We start from the raw sequence: 18,137 nt of genomic DNA, 5'->3' as shown, positions 1-18,137 counted from the left end.
ATAAATTATATCACATTAAACCTTTAAAGCCTTTTAAACTATTACATTACGGTTACACATACTTTATCTATCCCTTATATACATTTATCTATATTATTAATAAAGTTCTTTATTTATCTTAAAAAAACTTATATGATCCCTCCACTGTCCATCTACATATAAATAGTCCTTATTTAAACCAATTTCTTGAAAACCACAAGATTTAAGTACCGCTCTTGATCTATAATTATCTACTAAGGTGGAAGCTTCTATTCGATGAAGTTCCATATCCTTAAATGCATAGTCTATTACTTTTACTACAGCTTCTTTCATAAATCCTCTTCCTTCAAATTCTTTATCTATAGAGTAGCCTAAAAATGCACTTTTAAATATACCTTGAACAATATTAGAAAGCTGTATCTTCCCTATAAAAGAACCTTCGCTATAAATCCCAAGAACTAAAGATGTTCCATTTAAATATTGCTTATAACTTGATATTAATATATTCTTTTGGACCTCATTCGTATAAAAGCTTTGGTCTTTTAGATGTTCAAATCTTTTTAGATGTTCCTTGTTTCGAATATTATAATCTAGAACATCCTTATAGTCTTCAGGTGTTAATAGTCTTAATAGAACTTTTCTTCCCTTTAACATGAATATGTTTTTAGACCTTTGATTTATATAGCTATGAGCGTTTATACCAAAGATGAATTCATCTTTAGTTTTAGTGTCATTAGATGTAGTTCTGTTTTGTAGTATACCCTCTAATATAAATCCTAAGGATAAAAATGGCTTTAAATTAACATCTTCATTTATAATTATGTTTAATTTATGTACATCGTCTAATTCTAAGAACCTTTTTAAAATAATCTTTAAAGATTGTAATAGCAAGAATTCCATTTCTTCTTTATAAAAGTTTAGTCTTATAATACAAGTTTTATTCGATAAACTCTTATCTATTATAAAAAATCTTCCTAAACCTATGCCAACATTATCCTTTATGATGTATTCCTCTTTGTAATTAACCTTCTCTATACTTACCATTTCTTTATCATTCATATTTTCAGCCCCTTATCTTGTAGAACTTCCTTAGTTTGTTTGTGTACTAAAATTAAAAATGTAATAGATATTAATAAACTTATTGGTATTAAATAAAAAGCTATTCTAGTTCCTAAACCATCATTAGCTATTCCCATTAATGAGTTTAACACCATATTTATACTTGTAGCAAATGTTATAATTACACCAGTTATATAAGAACTATTAATCTTAAAAACCTTGCTTAAAGTCCCTACTATAGTAGGGAATGCTATAGAGAGAAATAATCCCGAAATTGAAATAACTCCTACACCTTTTTCCCCAAGTAAAATACCTAATATATATATAATAAGTCCTATACTAAGGGATTTAATAACTACATCTATATAACCAAACCTTTCTACTACAAAGCCTCCAAGAAGTCTCCCTAGAGTAAATACTGCAAAAAACATTGAAATATATATGGAACTTTTATTTTCGTTAAAATTAAAATTACCTTCCATATAATTTACAAACCAATTACCTGTACCAACTTCCGCAAAAATGTAAAATCCTAAAGCTAATATGTAGAATATAACTGTTTTATTTGATAAAGCTTTACTTAAAGATATGCTCGTTTGCTTTTCTTCTTTATGTATCTTTGGAATTTTAACAAACCATGAAACTATTAACATTAATACATATGCCATTGCCACAGCAAGGTATATACTTCTCCAGCTTATCCCTTTAAACATTAACTTTCCTGACCCCCACTGCCCTAAGGATGATCCTAGTCCATAAGAAAAATGTACTAAGTTCATTATTAACGTCTGCATTGATATAAACATTATAGGCACTATAGTATTTATAGCTATACTTGTAAGGGCTAATCCAGAATTTATTAATATCATTCCTATTATAAATACTTTATAATCTTTACTAAAAGATAGTATTACTAAAGATAATATCATAACTAAAATCCCTATATTAATTACTTTTCTTTGTCCTATCCTTTCTGAAAGTGCTCCTCCTAAATAAGTGAAGGCTATATATCCTATTGACCCTATTGTGAGCATAAAACCTATTTTAGTATCATTTACAGAAAAGTTTTCTTTAAAGCTTGGTATAAATACCCCCCTAGTATTTTCAGACACCGCAGCTAATATCATAATCATAAACATAAAAATTAATGCTGTTATATTATTATTTCTGTTTTTTTTATCCACGACCACACCTCATTCATTGTATTGTCTATACAGATATAAATATATATTAAATTTTAAGTGAATTCAATTATTTAATGTTAAATTATTGCAATGAAAAAGGCAATTAGTTTAAACTAATTGCCTTTTTATATATATTATATTACTTTGCTGCATTGGCTGCTATATGGATAGCATCCCATACTCCTGCAAAAGGTGGTGCGTAACATAAATCTAACATACCAAGCTCTTTAGTTGTCATGTTATTATGAATAGCTGTTGCAAATACATCTATCCTTAATGCTACTCCCTTTTCTCCTACAATTTGTACTCCTAATATCCTCTTATCCTTTTTCTCGTATACAAGCTTAATATAAAGAGGTGTAGAATCAGGATAATATCCAGGATGAGTGTTTGCTTTTACAAAAACCGTTTCATAGTCATATCCATAAGATTTAGCTTCTGCTTCAGTAATACCTGTTCTAGCTACATCTATGTCTAAAATTTTAATAGCCGAACTACCTAGGGTTCCAACAAATCTTTCATGATCCCCTGTTACATTTTCACCTATTAATCTGCCCATTTTATTTGCTGTGGTTGCTAATGCTATATAGACATTCTTTTCTAGCAATTTATGATATATTTCAGCGCAATCTCCTGCTGCATATATATCCCTTATATTAGTCATGCCTTCCCTATCTATAATAACAGAACCTTTTATTCCAAGGTTGATTCCAGATCCTTTAAGAAATTCGGTATTTGGAATTACACCTATAGCAATTATAACCATATCAGCATCATAAGTACCCTTATCAGTTTTCACAGAAGATACGAAGGTTTCTCCTATTAATTCCTCTACATTTTCTCTATAGTTCATTTTTACATGATTTCTCTTTAATTCCTCTTCTACCTTTTCACTTATCTCTTCGTCAAAGTTCGATAACATCTTATGATTTTTCTCTATTATCCTTACATCCTTGTTTAAATAAACCATGCTTTCAGCAATTTCCATGCTTATATATCCGCCGCCTACAATTACAACATTTTTAACCTTATCTTTATTTGCTATTTCTTTCATTTCTATAGCATCTTCAATAGTTTTTAATGTAAATACATTTTTAATATCCGCATTTTTAATTTTAGGCTTTATTGGGCTAGCTCCCGTTGCAATTAGTAACTTATCAAAGCTTTCTTCAAACTCCCTATTATTATCTAAATCTCTTATTTTAACTACCTTTTCAATACTATCTATACTTAAAACCTCATGCCTTAACTTAACCTTTATACCAGACTCTTGAAATTCCTCTGGTGTTCTTGCAATTAACTTTTTATAATCATCATTTAGACCTGATACAAAGTATGGCAACCCACATGCACCATAGGATACGAAATTACCCTTTTCAAAAACTACTATTTCCATATTAGGATCTACTCTTTTAGCCTTTGAAGCAGCACTCATTCCAGCAGCTACTCCTCCTATTACTACTAATTTACTCATTAGATCACCTCTTCTGTTTTAATATAGTATATATATTATACAGGTTACCCTATAACAATTCATCTTTATTACTATTAAATACTTATTATTAATAATAAATTCATATACTATTAAATGTTTCAAAATTCACCACCTATGTTGATATTTCATATATAATGTGATTATATTATTTTATAAGTTTTTTTTAGAAAGGATTACGATTATGAATAAACAAAATATAAATAAGATAAAATTATTCCTTATGGGCCTTGAAAATAGATTTTCAGAAAATAAGAGTATTTTTAAATCTATACACATTAACTTTAAGGATGGCCTTAAAGACTTTAAAGGTATAGGTACCTATGAAGAAGGTAATATAAAATATAACTTTTCAGGTAAAACGCAAATATTACCAATAAATTCTTTATTTAATGAGCTTTGTGAGGATCTTTCTAAATATGATTCAGTAACCATATCCTATATAGAAAGAGGATCTCATATATTAATCACTGGTGACAATAAAAATGTGAAAATGACAAACAAAGAGGTAAATGAAGAAGAGTCATTAAATAATGAGAATTCACAAGAAGGAAGTTTAGGTCATATAAATGAAACCTCTACATTGCTAAACAGAGATTACTACATAAAGATTGGAAAAGCTGATGATCTTTTAAAAGAAATAGGGATAATGACCAAAGATGGTAAGATCAAAAATGATAAAATTAGAAAATATAATCAAATAGATCGATACGTAGAATTACTAGAAGGTATATTAGATACTTTACCAGAAGACAGTACAATAAACATTTTAGATTGCGGATGTGGTAAGTCTTATCTTACCTTTGTTTTAAACTACTACTTAACAGAGGTTAAGAAAAGAAAATGTTTCTTTATTGGACTTGACTATTCAAAAGGGGTTATTGAATCCTCAAAAACTATGGCTGACCATCTAGGTTATAGAAATATGAAATTTATAGCATCTGATATAAAGGATTATGCACCTGACAGAAACATTAATGTAGTTATATCATTGCATGCCTGTGATACTGCTACAGATATGGCTTTAGCTTTTGGAATAAGAGTAAAATCGGACGTAATAATTGCTGTTCCTTGTTGCCATAGAGAGCTCTTAAATCAGTATAGCTATGAACCATTTAAACACATTTTAAAATATGGCCTATTAAAATCCAGAATGGCTGATGTCCTAACAGATGGTATGCGGTCCATGTTCCTTGAAGCAAAAGGATATGATGTTTCTGTGGTAGAATATATATCACCACTAGAAACGCCTAAAAACTTAATGATAAGAGCCTTAAAGACCGGAGACGAAAGGCAAAGCATTATGGAAGATTATGAAAGCCTAATGAAATCACTAGGTGCGAAGCCAGCCCTTTTTAAAATGACAAATGAGTCCTGGCTAAGCGACTAAATGTTATAACGATAAAAGCTTTAATCTTTTACTTATCAAGTGATTTTTAGACTCATGTGGAGTTTGCTTATAAGGAATACATCTCTCCATCTGATTCTTAAAAGAACTTATAGTCTAAATGGGTGTAGCATCCGTCATCCCCCACCTTGAAGAGGAGAGGGGTGTTACGGATGGTAGCCATCGGATAAAATTAACCTTGGGGGATATAATAAATGAGAAGATTTAATTTTAAAAATAGAATAATAACACTAACTATCCTAGCAGTAATGTTTACATCCCTAGGATTTTATGGTGCATATAAGCTTTGGGTGTCCCCTAAAAAGGAAACCAAGCAATGGGTAGTTCCCAATTTAAAAGACACCTCCCACAAGTTTTTCACGGAGGAAGCATTAATCCAAAACATAATACAAAAACAAGAAATGATAACCACTGAAGTAGAGCTAAAGCAAAAAACATCTATTGATGATAGCTGGGGAAGTGCCATCACATTCAAAAAGATTCAACACATATATTTTTATGGTAGAGGCATATTTGTAGTTAACCTTTCAAACATACCTAAAGACGCTATCTCTATAAATGGAACTAAATTAACTCTAACTGTACCTAGACCTTATATAAAGTCTATAAATATCGATGAAGAAAAAACTGTATATGAGACTCCCGAAAAAGGAATATTCAGATTTGGAGAAATAAAACTAACCCCTGAAGAATACGAAGTGATGATGACTGAAGCTAAAGATGGTATGAAGGAAAAATTATCTTCAGGACAAATTTATCAGGATGCTGTGAAAAATTCTGAAATATCCATATCTAAATTTGTACAATCTCTTTTTTCAGAAGATACTAAAAACAATTACACTATAAGTGTAAAGTTTCAACAATAATATAGCAGCCTAATCTAAGCCCAATGGTTAGATTAGGCTGCTTTTATATTTCAAGACGTTTTTGTTAATCTTAGAATAATTATCTTATCATATCTTTTATAACCTCTCCTGCTATTATCATGCCTGCTACTGGCGGTACAAAAGATATACTCCCCGGGACTTGCCTTTTACCTGCCCACATCTTAGATGAATCTCTTTCTGATACAGATTCCTTTTTATGTATTATAGATTCATCCACTGCTGGCTTTAACACCTCTTCTACTGAGTATACTACCTTAAGGTGCTTAACACCCTTTCTTCTAAGTTCTTTTCTCATAACCCTACATAATGGACAAACCTTTGTATCATATATGTCTGCTACTTTAAATTCTGTTGGGTCTAATTTATTGCCTGTCCCCATAGAACTTATTAGTTTTTTATTATTATTTTCACACCAAATAGCAACTTCGATTTTAGATGTTATGCTATCTATGGCATCTATAACATAATCCACATCTTTTGTTATTATCTTATCCATATTATTAGAATCTATATATGTTCTAAGTGCCGTAACTTCACAGTTTGGATTAATTTCAAGTATTCTTTCTTTCATTACATCAACTTTAGCCCTTCCTACGGTTTTATAAGTTGCATGTATCTGCCTATTTAAATTTGTAATGCATATAATATCATCATCTACAAGTACGAGCTCTCCGATGCCACCTCTTACAAGAGCTTCAACAGCAAAACTTCCTACTCCTCCTATACCTAAAATGACTACCTTTTTATTTTTAAGCTTGTTTAAAGATGCTTCTCCGATTAAAAGCTCTGTCCTCGACATTGAATGTTTTGCCATGTTTTTATCTCCTTTAAAAATATATTAAAAGTTTAATTAAAACCTTATTAAAATCAAAGATATCCAAGCTTTAAGTTAAGTTTAAAGCTTAGATATCTTTTTATTATATTATAATGAAACTAAATTTACTACAGTATATCTATCTTTAGTTCACAAATCCTTGAATTTACCTTATAATTATTATAGATTAAGTTTATAAATTGATGGAGGTATGATATGACAATAGGAATAATAGCAGCAATGAGCGAAGAACTTGAAATATTATTAAAAGATATGGACCTTGGAAGTAAAGTATGTAAAGCAAATATGGAATTTAATTATGGTACTATCTTCGGAAATAAGGTTGTAGCTGTAGTATGTGGAATAGGTAAGGTAAACTCTGCAATATGTGCTCAGATATTAATTACATATTATAATGTAGATAAAATAATTAATGTTGGTATTGCTGGAGGAATTGGTGAAGATATTTATCCTGGAGATATAGTTATTGGAGACTCTTTAGTACAACACGATGTGGATACCACAATGTTTGGTGATAAAATAGGACAAATCCCAAGACTAGATACCTTTGACTTTAAATGCGACAAAAGTTTAGTGAATTTAGCTCATGAATCCTCAAAAGAAATAACAAATCACAAAACATTTATAGGTAGAATCGTAAGCGGAGACCAGTTTATTGCTGACACTAAAAAGATACTGTGGCTAAAAGAAGAGTTTGGAGCCCTTGCCTGCGAAATGGAAGGCGCTAGTATAGCTCATGTATGCTACCTAAATTCTATTCCCTTCGTAGTAATAAGGTCTATTTCAGATAATGCAAATAATGGAGCCGAGATGGATTATGAAAAGTTTAAACTTATAGCCGTAGAAAACTCTACAAATATGTTAAAACAAATAATTAAATCTTTATAATAAAAGTTTCTAATTAAACTTAAAATCCCCTTTATAAAAAACACCTTATAGATTATTTCTTTAAGGTGTTTTAACTTTTGAGTTCTCAATATATATGTCTATACAATGTTTATATTTGTATATACAATAGTTTATCCATGGGTTATAATTATATTATTAACAATATAATATTATAATGAAGTTTATGTGTTAATATGAAAATAAGTCAATTAAATAAATAATATGTTTAGTTAAAAAGTGCATTGGAGGAATTATTATGATAATGGATTTAATTGAAAATGCGGAATATTATTATGGCATAAGTGCTGAGATAAAGTCAGCTTTAAACTTTCTTAAAGAAACCGACGTAGAAAATGTTCCTATTGGGAGATATGATATATTAGAAGATAAGGTATTTGCCCTTGTCCAAGAATACAAACCAGGTGATATTTCTGAATATGAATTAGAATCCCATAAAAAATATATAGATGTACAATTTATAGTAAGAGGAAAAGAATCCATAGCCTATTCAAACATAAAAAGTTTACATATATCAAAGAAATATGATGAAGAATATGACTATCAATTACTTAAGGGACCTTCGAACATCCTAACTGCAAAAGAAAATTCATTTTTTATATTCATGCCTGAGGATGCACATAAACCTGGAATAAGGCTTGAAGATTGTCTTAATGTAAAAAAGATTGTAGTTAAAGTGCTTATATGAAAATTATTTCCTAATTTACATGATGCCTATAAACATATGGCCCCTACACTTTATATAATTAAACCTTATAACTTAATTTACATGGAGGATAAACTATGATTGATAAAAATTCAACTATACCAAGATATGTCCAATTAGAAGACTATATTAAAAATCAAATAAACACCAATATGTATCCACCTGGGAGCTCACTACCAACGGAAAGGGAGTTTACAGAACTTTTTGGCGTAAGCCGAATGACTGTAAGGCAAGCTATATCAAACCTTGTCAATGAAGGTATCCTTTATAAAATTAGAGGTAAGGGTGCTTTGGTTTCAAAGAAGATAATTGAGAAGGAATTTGAAATTCAAGGCTTTTCTGAAGATATGATAAGTCGTGGTCTTGTACCCGGAAGTGATGTCATTGAATTCAAGAAAATTATTCCTGAAGATGATATAAGCAAACGGCTTAAGTTAAACCAAGGAGAAGAGGTATACTTTTTAAATAGGCTAAGACTTGCAGATAATGAGCCTATGGCTATAGAATACTGCTATATTCCTGTAAAGTTTTTCCCTGGTCTTATAAAATATAATATGGTGCAATGTTCATTATACGACCTTTTAAAAAGTGAGTATAACTTACAAATAGGTTATATAAAACAAAAATTCAAAGCAATCGGAATGAATAAAAAAGAAGCCGAATTATTAACTGGGAAATCCAAGGCTTTTGGTCTTTTGTCTATTAGGGTGCTTTTTGATGAAGATGATAGACCCGTTGAATGTACAAAAACCATATATCATCCAGATAGATATACTTTTAATATGACGTTATTTAATAAAAATCATAACTAATAATAACCTTCAATACTTATATGGTTTTAAAATAAAATTAAGAGCTATCCATCTACTATCTTTTAGGAAAAGATAGTAGATGGATAGCTGATTTTTTAAAGTTTCTTTATAAGTTTTAAAATTGCATAATTTATTTGTATCTCCCTTATGCAGAAAACCTTTCTATTGTATTCATTATCTTTTCATAAAGATCTTTAACTTTAGGGAATTCTTCTTTGTCTACAGGCTCTAAAGGAAGTCTTGTAGTTCCGATATCTATTCCTCTTAATTTAACTATTTCTTTTGCAACTCCATAAAGTGATGGGAATGAAAGTAAGTCACCAATTATGTCATTTATAGCAAATTGAACTTCCTTAGCCTTTTCTATATTACCTTTTGAAAAATACTCTTCAGCTTTTAAAAATAATTCTGGCATTACTCCGTAGGTTCCGCCTATTCCAGAGTCAGCTCCCATTATTCTTCCTGATATATATTGTTCATCAGGCCCATTAAATACTAATAAATCTTTACCACCAATTGCTTTAAACTTTTGTATGTCATAAGTACTCATACTACTATTTTTTATACCTACTACATTAGGATAAGATAACATCTTTTTTAATAGATTAATTGAAAGATCATATCCTGTAGTTTGTGGTATGTTGTATATGATAAATGGAAGATCTGCGCTATCCATTATACTCTTCCAATGAAGCTCTATACTTCTTTCAGGCACTTTATAATATACATTAGGAACTGCTGAAAGTGCATAAGCACCAACCTTCTTTGCATGTTTTGAAAGCTCAATACTATCTCTAGTTGCTGCTGCTCCTACGTGAACTATAATCTTTAATTCAGATCCTACCTCATCCATTACAGCCTCTAACATTTTTTTCCTTTCCCCTACTGTAAGAAGGAATCCTTCTCCTGAGCTTCCCCCTACATAAAGTCCCTTAACGCCCTTAGTTGCATAAAACCTAGCTAGCTTTTTGGTAGCCTCTTCACTGATATTATTATCATTGTCAAAGCATGCATAAAACGCAACAAATATTCCCTTTAAATCTTCTTTATTAAAATTCATAACCTTTACATCCCTTTCTTATTGTAACTATATAATCTTCAAATATATTATATAGTTTATATTTTTATATATAATATTAAATAACTTAGAATATCAAGTGATTCTTAGACTCAGGTGGAGTTTGCTTATAATGAATACCTCTCTCCATAAAAGGCTCGGAAGAACTTATCCAGGGGCGTAGCAACCTTCATCCTCCATCTTGAAGAGAATATGGGTATTACGGATGGTAGCCATCTGATAAACCTTTAGCTATACTAACCTTTTATAGCTCCCATTGTTATACCTTGTGTAAAGTACTTTTGGAAACAAACAAATATAATTATCATTGGTAATGAAGCTAAAGCAGCACCTGCCATAATAACTCCATAATTTGTTGTGAACTCTTGTTGAAGTAGTGCTACTCCAAGTGGTAATGTCATCATTTTAGAACTTCTAATTATTATAAGTTGCATAAAATAATCGTTCCAAGAACTTATAAATGTAAATATTGCAAGAGCACCTACTCCTGGCTTAACAAGCGGAAGGACTATCTTAAAGAAGATTCCAAATTCAGAACAACCATCAATTTTAGCCGCTTCAATTAATTCTCCTGGAACCCCCTGGGAAAATTGTTTCATAAGAAATACTCCAAATGGCCAACCCGCCGCAGGAAGTACAAGCGCTTTGTATGTATTTATCCAATTTAACTTAGATAGTATTGTAAATAGTGGTATCATAACTACTTGTTTAGGTAAAGCCATTGCAACAATTAATGACCAGAAGATTATATTTCTACCTGGAAATCTCTTTTTAGCAAGTGCATATCCCGACATAGTGGCAGTTAAACATACTACTACCATAGTGCAAAATGCTATAAAAAAGCTATTAAATGTCCATCTTAAAAGTGGAGATCTTGAAAGAGATTTAAAATTTTCTAAAGTAGGTCCTTTTGGTATCCACTGTGGTGGTATTTGAATTGTTACATTTTGAGGCTTAAAAGCACCAGTTACAATCCAATAAAATGGAAATATAAAAATTATAGCTAATATAATAATCAGTACCATGAAAACTATATTGCGTGTAGATAACTTCTTTCTTTTATTCATAAAAATTCCACCTCACTATATTAATAATAGTATTTAAAATGTATATACCTATTTAATAATCAACTTCTTCTCCAAAGAACTTAAACTGCACAACTGATATAATCATTATTATAATAGCAAGAATAACCCCCATAGCTGATGCTAAACCATACTTATTAAGGGTAAATGCTCTTTCATAAACCATATACATTATAGTTGATGTAGAATAAGCTGGTCCTCCTGATGTTAAAAGCTGAATTATTGAAAAACACTGGAAGGAATTTATTGTTGTAATTATTACAATATATAATGTAGTTGGCATTAATAATGGCCAAGTTACCTTTCTAAATATCTCAAAAGGTGTAGCTCCATCTACTTCAGCTGCTTCTAGGTAAGAGGTTGGAACATTTCCAAGGGCAGCAACATATAAAATTATTGGCTGACCTACAGATAAGGTTACTAAAACTATTATTATACAAATTAATGCATACTTTGGATCACCTAGCCATCCTTTTGGCTCAACTCCAATTTTTGAAATTAAATAATTTAATATACCATAACTTGGGTGGAATATCCATCCCCAAACTACTGTTATACTTACAACTGAAGCTACAGTTGGAAGGTAAAACACGCCTCTAAAAAAAGATCTAATTTTAGGTGACTTTTTATATATAACTACAGATACAAATAATGATACAAGCATTACAAGAGGTACATTTGCCAAAACTATAAGTAGCGTATTACCTAAAGACTTCAAAAATATCTTATCATGTGCTAAACTTTTATAGTTTTCAAGGCCTATAAACTTAAAATTCCTAAGAGAGTAATCAAAAAAGCTTATGTAAACACCCTTAATCATTGGATATACGACAAAGGTTATAAAGAAAACCAACATAGGTAGAAGGAAAAGATAAGCATATCCCCATTCTTTTAAGTTCTTTTTACTTATTCTTTTCTTATTTCTTATATTAACCTTGGTATCATTTATATTACCCATATAAACACCTCCACTAAAATTATTAATAGATAAAAGTCTTTAAGTTAAATCTTATGTAAAGTTTGATTACTCTAAAATCAAACTAGATTTCATATTCATATCTTATTAAAATAGTATGAAGCGGTATTACCCACCCCATACTACTTAAGACTATTTATTTGTTAAAGTTGCATTTGAATCTTTAACAAATTGATCTAAAGCCTTTTGTGGTTCACTTTTTTCAATTAATACTTCTTGAAGAGTTGGAAACCAAAACGTCCTCATTTCAGAGAATCCTGGTACTGCATTGTAATAAGTTCCTAAATATTTAATCATACCTTCGCAATATACTGATTCTGGATCCTTGTATAATCCTTTTACTGATGATTTAACTGAAAATCCTCCAGTGGATACTAGGTTTTCTTTAAATGTAGCTTCATCATTAGCTATGAAATCTACAAGCTTTTTAGCTGCTTCTATCTTATCTGGATCTTTATTATCAAAAATCCCTATTCCTCCAACGAAAGCTTCAAGAAAAGGTTTTTGTTCAATACTTGGTGTTGGATATGGAACAAATACTTCTTCAAAAGCCTCAGTTTTCTTTGCTTCACTTGTTTTCTTTAATACTGGTGAATATAGAATTGATACTGCTATCTTTTGTTGTAAAAACATATCGATCATATCATTAGATGTAAGAGCCTCTCCACCTTTTAGAGTAAGTCCTTCTTTTGTTGAATCAACAATCCATTTAAGAGCCTTAGCTTCATTTGGATCATTCATAACATATTCTTTTAAGTCAGGAGATATTATTTGTCCGCCACCCATGTTAGCTATATATGGTCTGGTTCCTTGATCCCCAGCACTAGATTTAGCATACATAGAACTTGGAACTACTCCCGGTACCTTTTCTTTAATTGCTTTTAAAAGTGCAATATACTCATCATTTGTCCATGTTCTATCTTCTCTGTCTAATGGAAGCATGTCCAAAAGCCCAGCTTTTTCTAACATTGTTTTGTTAAATGCCATCATATTTGGTGTAGTATTAATTGGATACATGTAGTACTTACCATCTAGCTTGCACGCATCTAATATCTTCTCTGGTACATCTGATTTAAGTGAATCTGTAAACATACTATCAAGTTCTGCCATTACACCATTTCTTGCATAGTCTATTATTCTTCCTGGATAGTCATAAACTAAGTCTGGAGCTGAATTAGAAGCAATTGCTGTGTTAAGCTTTTGAGGACCACTAGCAAAATCCATCATTTCTACATTAACTTTTATATTTGGATACTTTTTATTAAAATTCTCAATTATCTTTTGTTCATACTTTCCTGGAGTATTATCTATTGGTGCATAGTTTGGATAGTTCCACCAAGTTATTTCTACAGCTTTATCTGAAGACGCCTTTCCAGAATCTCCTGTTTCACTTTTTGAGCATCCAATAAAAGCAGATGCAGTAACTGAAAGTGCTAGGATTAATGTTATTAATTTAGTTTTCTTCATTTCTAAACCCCCCCCTAATTTTTGTTATATTATTATTATTTTCTATGAAACAATATAATATGTTTTATATATGAACTTTCTTTACTGAATCTACAAACCTTTTAGTTATTAATTGTGGCCTTGTTATTGCCCCTCCAACTACTACAGCCCAGGCACCAGATTCCAAGCACGTTGCTGCAAGACTTGGTGTATCAACGTTTCCTTCAGCAATTATTGGTACCTTTAAAACCTTCTTTAACTCTTTAATTAATTCAATATCCGGCCTAGATCTATCAAGAGTGTAATCCGTATATCCGCTTAATGTAGTAGACACTATATCAAAGCCTATATTTTCAGCTTCTATAGCTTCGTCATAAGAAGATATATCAGCCATTATCATTCCATCATATACCTCCCTTATTTCTAAAAAGAATTCTTTAAGACTTTTTCCATCTGGTCTTTCTCTTTTAGTAGCATCAACTGCAATTATCTGAGGCTTAATAGGAAGTAACTTTTTAACCTCCTCTATGGTAGGTGTAATATAAACATTACTAGATCCATATACCCTTTTATAAATTGCTATTAACGGTAAATCAATATTTTCTTTAATGCTTTCACAATCCTCTGGAGAATTTGCTCTAATTCCTACTGCTCCCCCAATGAGTGCAGCCTTTGCCATGCGTGTCATAATATTAACACTATGAAGAGGTTCGTCTTCCAAGGCTTGGCAAGAGACTATAATTCCGCCCTTTATCTTATTAAGTGTTTCCATTGAACTTATCATCATTTCTACCCCCGAACACAACGTTAAACCATGTTGCAAACCTTTACTTTAACCCTCACACTATTTCTTCTTATATTGTTATTATATCAACTGATTGTACCCTTGTCTATATAAATGTTAATGTTGTCTATACAATATATGGAGTTATATAGACAAATGTTATGTTAAACTCTATTAGGGGTAGCGACCGCAATTTGTGCAAAATTCCCGTTAAGAAAAAATAGCTATCATAATTAGAGTTATCATCAAAGTTGTATTGACCAACGAAATTTACATGTTCCAATCCTAGTGGGGAAATATGTTTTATAAATGATTCATTAATTTCCTCCTTTTCTTTTAGTTTATCAATAACTTTAGGCAAGTATAAGGTATTCCAAAGGGTTATTGAATTTATAATTATACTTAATGCAGTAGCTCTTTGTATTTGTGCTTGTATATCTTTCTCATGGAGCATTCCATGTTTTCCGAAAAATAAAGCTCTAGCTAAGGCATTTGTTGCTTCACCTTTATTTAATCCAGTATGTATTTTTCTTCTAAAATTTTCATCTGAAAGATAATCTAATATAAAAATTGTTTTTTCTGTCTTTCCAATCTCACTTAATGCTTTAGCTAAACTGTTTTGTCTTGCATAAGATCCTAATTTACTCATTATTAATGATGCGGAGACTTTACCTTGTTTTATTGAATATGCAAGTTTTAATATATCATCATAATTTTCTTTTATAACATTAATATTTATCTTACCCTTTATTACTGATTCAATATTTTTAAAATCTTCTTTTGTTTCAACATAATATAATTTACAGTCAGATATATCTCTAAGCCTTGGTGCAAACCTAAAACCAAGTAAGTGAGTTAATCCAAATACTTGATCCGTATATCCAGCAGTATCTGTGTAATGCTCCTCAATTTCAAGTTCTGTATTATGATTAAGAAGAATATCAACTATATGAATTGCATCTCTTGAATTTGTATTTATAACATCTATTACAAATCTAGAATATTGATCACTTACAGTAGCATACATAGTTACCCCCTTTTCAAATCCATAGTGGGGATTGTATGATGAATTTAAACTTTCAACCGCTGTTCTAACTCTTACTCCATCAGAAGATGACGTAGTTCCATTCCCCCAATATCTAGCATAAGGCTGTTTATGTTGAATATTAACAATTTCAATCATAGCATTCTCCAGATTATCATCACTCATTCTCCAATTAGCAACATTACTCATTTGTTTATATGTTAGTCCCTTAACTGCTTGTTCCATTTTTTTAAGACCTATATTAGTTCCAAGTGCCATAATAGTTGCTATTATACAACCTTTTTCAATATCTTTAGGTTCTTTATTTGTTGCTGTGTGTATTAGTTTTTTATCAAACATTGTATATTTACAAATATCTATTAATATATCAGATAAATTTACTCTAGGCATTAGAGCATAAACTTTAGAAGATAATCTTTTAGCATCATCTGGAACGGCTTTCTCTAATCTTGATAATATAAACTTATTATTTTCTATGGATACGCCTTTAAGTTTTTTTATATTATCTGATACATATTTCAACTTACTATTTAATAGAGCTATTCTATCTGCTAGATATTTCTCTGCATCTAAAGGTACTTTAAAATCAGTACTTTTTTCTTTATACTTCGTCCATTCTTCTTCAGTCAAAAGATACTCTTCAAGTGGTATATGTTGATTACTTCCAACAATAGATATGTCTCCAGAGCGAATTGCATTTTTGAGTTCTGTAAATGCTGCTAATTCATAGTATTTCTTATCTATATTACCATCTTCATCATAAACATATTCTTCCCATTGATTACTTACAAAATCTAATGGAGCATTTTTAGGCATTTTTCTTTTAGTTGTAGAATTTAATTCTTTTATAGTTTCTAATTATAAACTACGAATGAAATCAATTCTATCAGCAATTTCATTAAAAGTTTTTGAGGATGCTTTACCTGGTATTTCCCGTAACCACGCTAATTTAGTTTTTATATCATCATCTTGAACAGTTATCGAATTATCTAACTGCTGTTTTTTCATATTTGTTAATGCTTCATCCACTAAATTAAAAATAAGCCCCTCAACTTCTTCTTTAACTTGCCAAACTATTTGTTCAACAGTTCGTATTGAAGGAATTATTACTCTATCTTTCCTTAAAATATTAAGTGCATTACTTACAAGATTAAAAGAATTATTGTCCTCTTGAGCTATCTGTAAGAGTTTATCAACTAAAAGTGCTTCGGTATTTTTGTTATATTTTCTATACTTGAATAAGCTACAAATAGAATCCAAATGCTCATACTTAGTGTTTTTAGTATTAATATATTTATCAAAATCTCTTGAATCGATATCTAACTGATTAGCAACATATTGTACGATTCTCATTGGTATATCTGTAAATTCAATTAATGGCCATCCAGAGTGTCTTATAATTGTTAGTTGTAATGTATTATAACTAAGTCTATGAGTATTTATTACATCTATATCCTCAAAATTTAAGGTATAGTAGTATTCTAATTCTTTCTCAGTTATATCATTTGAATTTTTCATTAACTCAATTCTTTGGTTAATTGTTAATAATCCTCTTCTGTTTAAATACATAATAATTCTTTCTAGAATTGAACTATAGAATACAGCTCATCTTTTTGTTCTTGACTTATTCCTATATATTTTAAAGTAATAGATTGATTGCTGTGATTGAATGTATCCATAATTAAGCCTACATTATACCTACTAGCTTTATAAGTCCAATACCCCCAAGTTTTTCTCAATGAATGCGTTCCGAAATTTTCTATATTCATATTTACAGCTGCATCCTTTAATATTCTATAAGCTTGAGTAACGGTTATAGGGGCATTTTCACCTTTTCTACTTCTAAAAACATAACTATTATAGTCCAATTTATTTTTCTTTATATAGCCTTTTAAAACTGTTTTAAGAGCATTATTTAACTTAATCTTTTTTTCTTTATTTGTTTTTTGTTCTTTTAGAACAAAATAATCCTTAAAGTTAAGTGATGCAGTTAATATGTCACTTACCTTTACAGTAACTACATCACTTATTCTTAATCCGGTATTTAATTGGAATTTCGCTAAGATCCAATCCCTTTCATTTCTTCCTTTTAAGTGCGTAAGAAACAATTCAATTTTCTTAATTGCTAATTTCTATATAAATGTAATTTAAATTGTATTAACGGGAATTTTGCACAAATTGCGGTCACCACCCCTTAATGTATAAATTCTATATATAAACATAAAAAAAAGAAGTGCTATTTAAACACTTCTTCTATACCATCAAGATCCCAATTGACTTATTCTTGATGTCATCGTAGAATATCTGTTTTTCTCTAGCAATGTTTAAGACATCAGCGATGGACCTTTTAGAAATATGTCGTGTCTTTGCAATTACATTTTGAGAAAGACCTGGTGCCTTAAGCTCCATAATGAGCTTCACATTAATTTTATTTGCCATTATTCTGGCTCCTTTC

Annotated in this window: 18 protein-coding genes; 5 read left to right on the top strand and 13 right to left on the bottom strand. The window is 30.3% G+C overall.

Going from position 1 to position 18,137, the window contains the following annotated elements; genetic code table 11:
* Positions 1-96: 96 nt before the first annotated feature.
* The 3 genes from DY168_RS00715 to DY168_RS00705 all read right to left on the bottom strand — a co-directional run bounded on the left by DY168_RS00715 (position 97) and on the right by DY168_RS00705 (position 3,696).
* Positions 97-1,038, bottom strand: coding sequence for a GNAT family N-acetyltransferase (locus tag DY168_RS00715; RefSeq protein ID WP_115640031.1), 942 nt, complete (start codon positions 1,036-1,038; stop codon positions 97-99).
* On the bottom strand, positions 1,035-2,222 hold the full coding sequence (locus DY168_RS00710) for an MFS transporter (RefSeq protein ID WP_115640030.1): 1,188 nt from the start codon (positions 2,220-2,222) through the stop codon (positions 1,035-1,037). The genes DY168_RS00715 and DY168_RS00710 overlap by 4 nt, the downstream gene beginning before the upstream one ends.
* A gap of 139 nt (positions 2,223-2,361) precedes the next feature.
* Entirely contained in the window at positions 2,362-3,696 is a 1,335-nt protein-coding gene (locus DY168_RS00705; protein WP_115640029.1) for a CoA-disulfide reductase, read from the bottom strand.
* Positions 3,697-3,898: 202 nt separating this feature from the next.
* On the opposite strand from DY168_RS00705, the gene DY168_RS00700 reads away from it, so the two are divergent.
* Together DY168_RS00700 and DY168_RS00695 are read left to right on the top strand one after the other, a co-directional pair.
* The gene (locus DY168_RS00700; protein WP_115640028.1) at positions 3,899-5,104 is read left to right on the top strand and encodes a class I SAM-dependent methyltransferase; all 1,206 of its coding nucleotides are present in this window, start codon (positions 3,899-3,901) and stop codon (positions 5,102-5,104) included.
* A gap of 212 nt (positions 5,105-5,316) precedes the next feature.
* Positions 5,317-5,988 (top strand): DUF4230 domain-containing protein, encoded by a 672-nt coding sequence (locus DY168_RS00695; protein ID WP_115640027.1) that lies wholly within the window; start codon positions 5,317-5,319, stop codon positions 5,986-5,988.
* Between the two features lie 79 nt (positions 5,989-6,067).
* Here the strand turns inward: DY168_RS00695 and DY168_RS00690 are convergent, their stop codons facing one another.
* The gene (locus tag DY168_RS00690; RefSeq protein ID WP_115640026.1) at positions 6,068-6,823 is read right to left on the bottom strand and encodes a tRNA threonylcarbamoyladenosine dehydratase; all 756 of its coding nucleotides are present in this window, start codon (positions 6,821-6,823) and stop codon (positions 6,068-6,070) included.
* A gap of 216 nt (positions 6,824-7,039) precedes the next feature.
* On the opposite strand from DY168_RS00690, the gene DY168_RS00685 reads away from it, so the two are divergent.
* From DY168_RS00685 to DY168_RS00675, 3 genes are all read left to right on the top strand, one after another.
* Complete coding sequence (locus tag DY168_RS00685; protein WP_115640025.1) at positions 7,040-7,732, top strand: 5'-methylthioadenosine/adenosylhomocysteine nucleosidase; 693 nt, start codon at positions 7,040-7,042, stop codon at positions 7,730-7,732.
* Positions 7,733-7,988: 256 nt separating this feature from the next.
* Positions 7,989-8,438 carry a NanQ anomerase/TabA/YiaL family protein gene (locus DY168_RS00680; protein WP_115640024.1) on the top strand — a complete coding sequence of 150 codons (450 nt, stop codon included), beginning with the start codon at positions 7,989-7,991 and terminating at the stop codon, positions 8,436-8,438.
* A gap of 95 nt (positions 8,439-8,533) precedes the next feature.
* Positions 8,534-9,268, top strand: coding sequence for a GntR family transcriptional regulator (locus DY168_RS00675; RefSeq protein ID WP_115640023.1), 735 nt, complete (start codon positions 8,534-8,536; stop codon positions 9,266-9,268).
* 145 nt (positions 9,269-9,413) lie between these two features.
* Here DY168_RS00675 and DY168_RS00670 read toward each other — a convergent pair whose 3' ends face one another.
* The 9 genes from DY168_RS00670 to DY168_RS00635 all read right to left on the bottom strand — a co-directional run bounded on the left by DY168_RS00670 (position 9,414) and on the right by DY168_RS00635 (position 18,121).
* Entirely contained in the window at positions 9,414-10,328 is a 915-nt protein-coding gene (locus DY168_RS00670) for a dihydrodipicolinate synthase family protein (RefSeq protein ID WP_115640022.1), read from the bottom strand.
* A gap of 254 nt (positions 10,329-10,582) precedes the next feature.
* The gene (locus DY168_RS00665) at positions 10,583-11,413 is read right to left on the bottom strand and encodes a carbohydrate ABC transporter permease (RefSeq protein WP_115640021.1); all 831 of its coding nucleotides are present in this window, start codon (positions 11,411-11,413) and stop codon (positions 10,583-10,585) included.
* A 52-nt stretch (positions 11,414-11,465) separates the two neighbouring features.
* Positions 11,466-12,389, bottom strand: a complete 924-nt coding sequence (locus DY168_RS00660) for a carbohydrate ABC transporter permease (RefSeq protein WP_115640020.1) — start codon at positions 12,387-12,389, stop codon at positions 11,466-11,468.
* 150 nt (positions 12,390-12,539) lie between these two features.
* Entirely contained in the window at positions 12,540-13,874 is a 1,335-nt protein-coding gene (locus DY168_RS00655) for an ABC transporter substrate-binding protein (protein WP_115640019.1), read from the bottom strand.
* 64 nt (positions 13,875-13,938) lie between these two features.
* A complete protein-coding gene (locus DY168_RS00650) occupies positions 13,939-14,640 on the bottom strand; it encodes an N-acetylmannosamine-6-phosphate 2-epimerase (RefSeq protein WP_423237220.1) in 702 nt (233 codons plus the stop codon).
* A 124-nt stretch (positions 14,641-14,764) separates the two neighbouring features.
* Positions 14,765-16,531 carry a Tn3 family transposase gene (locus DY168_RS00645; protein ID WP_278286363.1) on the bottom strand — a complete coding sequence of 589 codons (1,767 nt, stop codon included), beginning with the start codon at positions 16,529-16,531 and terminating at the stop codon, positions 14,765-14,767.
* A gap of 9 nt (positions 16,532-16,540) precedes the next feature.
* On the bottom strand, positions 16,541-17,251 hold the full coding sequence (locus DY168_RS14780) for a DUF4158 domain-containing protein (RefSeq protein WP_207658366.1): 711 nt from the start codon (positions 17,249-17,251) through the stop codon (positions 16,541-16,543).
* Positions 17,252-17,262: 11 nt separating this feature from the next.
* Positions 17,263-17,790: a tyrosine-type recombinase/integrase gene (locus tag DY168_RS00640; protein ID WP_242984028.1), complete on the bottom strand. Its 528-nt coding sequence runs from the start codon at positions 17,788-17,790 to the stop codon at positions 17,263-17,265.
* A 145-nt stretch (positions 17,791-17,935) separates the two neighbouring features.
* The gene (locus tag DY168_RS00635; RefSeq protein ID WP_115640017.1) at positions 17,936-18,121 is read right to left on the bottom strand and encodes a hypothetical protein; all 186 of its coding nucleotides are present in this window, start codon (positions 18,119-18,121) and stop codon (positions 17,936-17,938) included.
* Positions 18,122-18,137 lie beyond the last annotated feature (16 nt).

This window comes from Clostridium putrefaciens, from assembly GCF_900461105.1.
Lineage (GTDB): Bacteria > Bacillota > Clostridia > Clostridiales > Clostridiaceae > Clostridium_L > Clostridium_L putrefaciens.
The sequence above is the reverse complement of the archived record's forward strand: the minus strand, read 5'-3'. Positions and strand labels throughout refer to the sequence as shown.

What these genes read in the sequence shown, in the direction of transcription:
- DY168_RS00715 (WP_115640031.1), bottom strand. Translation starts at nt 1,038, where the DNA reads ATGAATGATAAAGAAATGGTAAGTATAGAGAAGGTTAATTACAAAGAG.
- DY168_RS00705 (WP_115640029.1), bottom strand. Translation starts at nt 3,696, where the DNA reads ATGAGTAAATTAGTAGTAATAGGAGGAGTAGCTGCTGGAATGAGTGCT.
- DY168_RS00700 (WP_115640028.1), top strand. Translation starts at nt 3,899, where the DNA reads ATGAATAAACAAAATATAAATAAGATAAAATTATTCCTTATGGGCCTT.
- DY168_RS00695 (WP_115640027.1), top strand. Translation starts at nt 5,317, where the DNA reads ATGAGAAGATTTAATTTTAAAAATAGAATAATAACACTAACTATCCTA.
- DY168_RS00690 (WP_115640026.1), bottom strand. Translation starts at nt 6,823, where the DNA reads ATGGCAAAACATTCAATGTCGAGGACAGAGCTTTTAATCGGAGAAGCA.
- DY168_RS00685 (WP_115640025.1), top strand. Translation starts at nt 7,040, where the DNA reads ATGACAATAGGAATAATAGCAGCAATGAGCGAAGAACTTGAAATATTA.
- DY168_RS00680 (WP_115640024.1), top strand. Translation starts at nt 7,989, where the DNA reads ATGATAATGGATTTAATTGAAAATGCGGAATATTATTATGGCATAAGT.
- DY168_RS00675 (WP_115640023.1), top strand. Translation starts at nt 8,534, where the DNA reads ATGATTGATAAAAATTCAACTATACCAAGATATGTCCAATTAGAAGAC.
- DY168_RS00670 (WP_115640022.1), bottom strand. Translation starts at nt 10,328, where the DNA reads ATGAATTTTAATAAAGAAGATTTAAAGGGAATATTTGTTGCGTTTTAT.
- DY168_RS00665 (WP_115640021.1), bottom strand. Translation starts at nt 11,413, where the DNA reads ATGAATAAAAGAAAGAAGTTATCTACACGCAATATAGTTTTCATGGTA.
- DY168_RS00660 (WP_115640020.1), bottom strand. Translation starts at nt 12,389, where the DNA reads ATGGGTAATATAAATGATACCAAGGTTAATATAAGAAATAAGAAAAGA.
- DY168_RS00655 (WP_115640019.1), bottom strand. Translation starts at nt 13,874, where the DNA reads ATGAAGAAAACTAAATTAATAACATTAATCCTAGCACTTTCAGTTACT.
- DY168_RS00650 (WP_423237220.1), bottom strand. Translation starts at nt 14,640, where the DNA reads ATGATGATAAGTTCAATGGAAACACTTAATAAGATAAAGGGCGGAATT.
- DY168_RS14780 (WP_207658366.1), bottom strand. Translation starts at nt 17,251, where the DNA reads ATGTATTTAAACAGAAGAGGATTATTAACAATTAACCAAAGAATTGAG.
- DY168_RS00635 (WP_115640017.1), bottom strand. Translation starts at nt 18,121, where the DNA reads ATGGCAAATAAAATTAATGTGAAGCTCATTATGGAGCTTAAGGCACCA.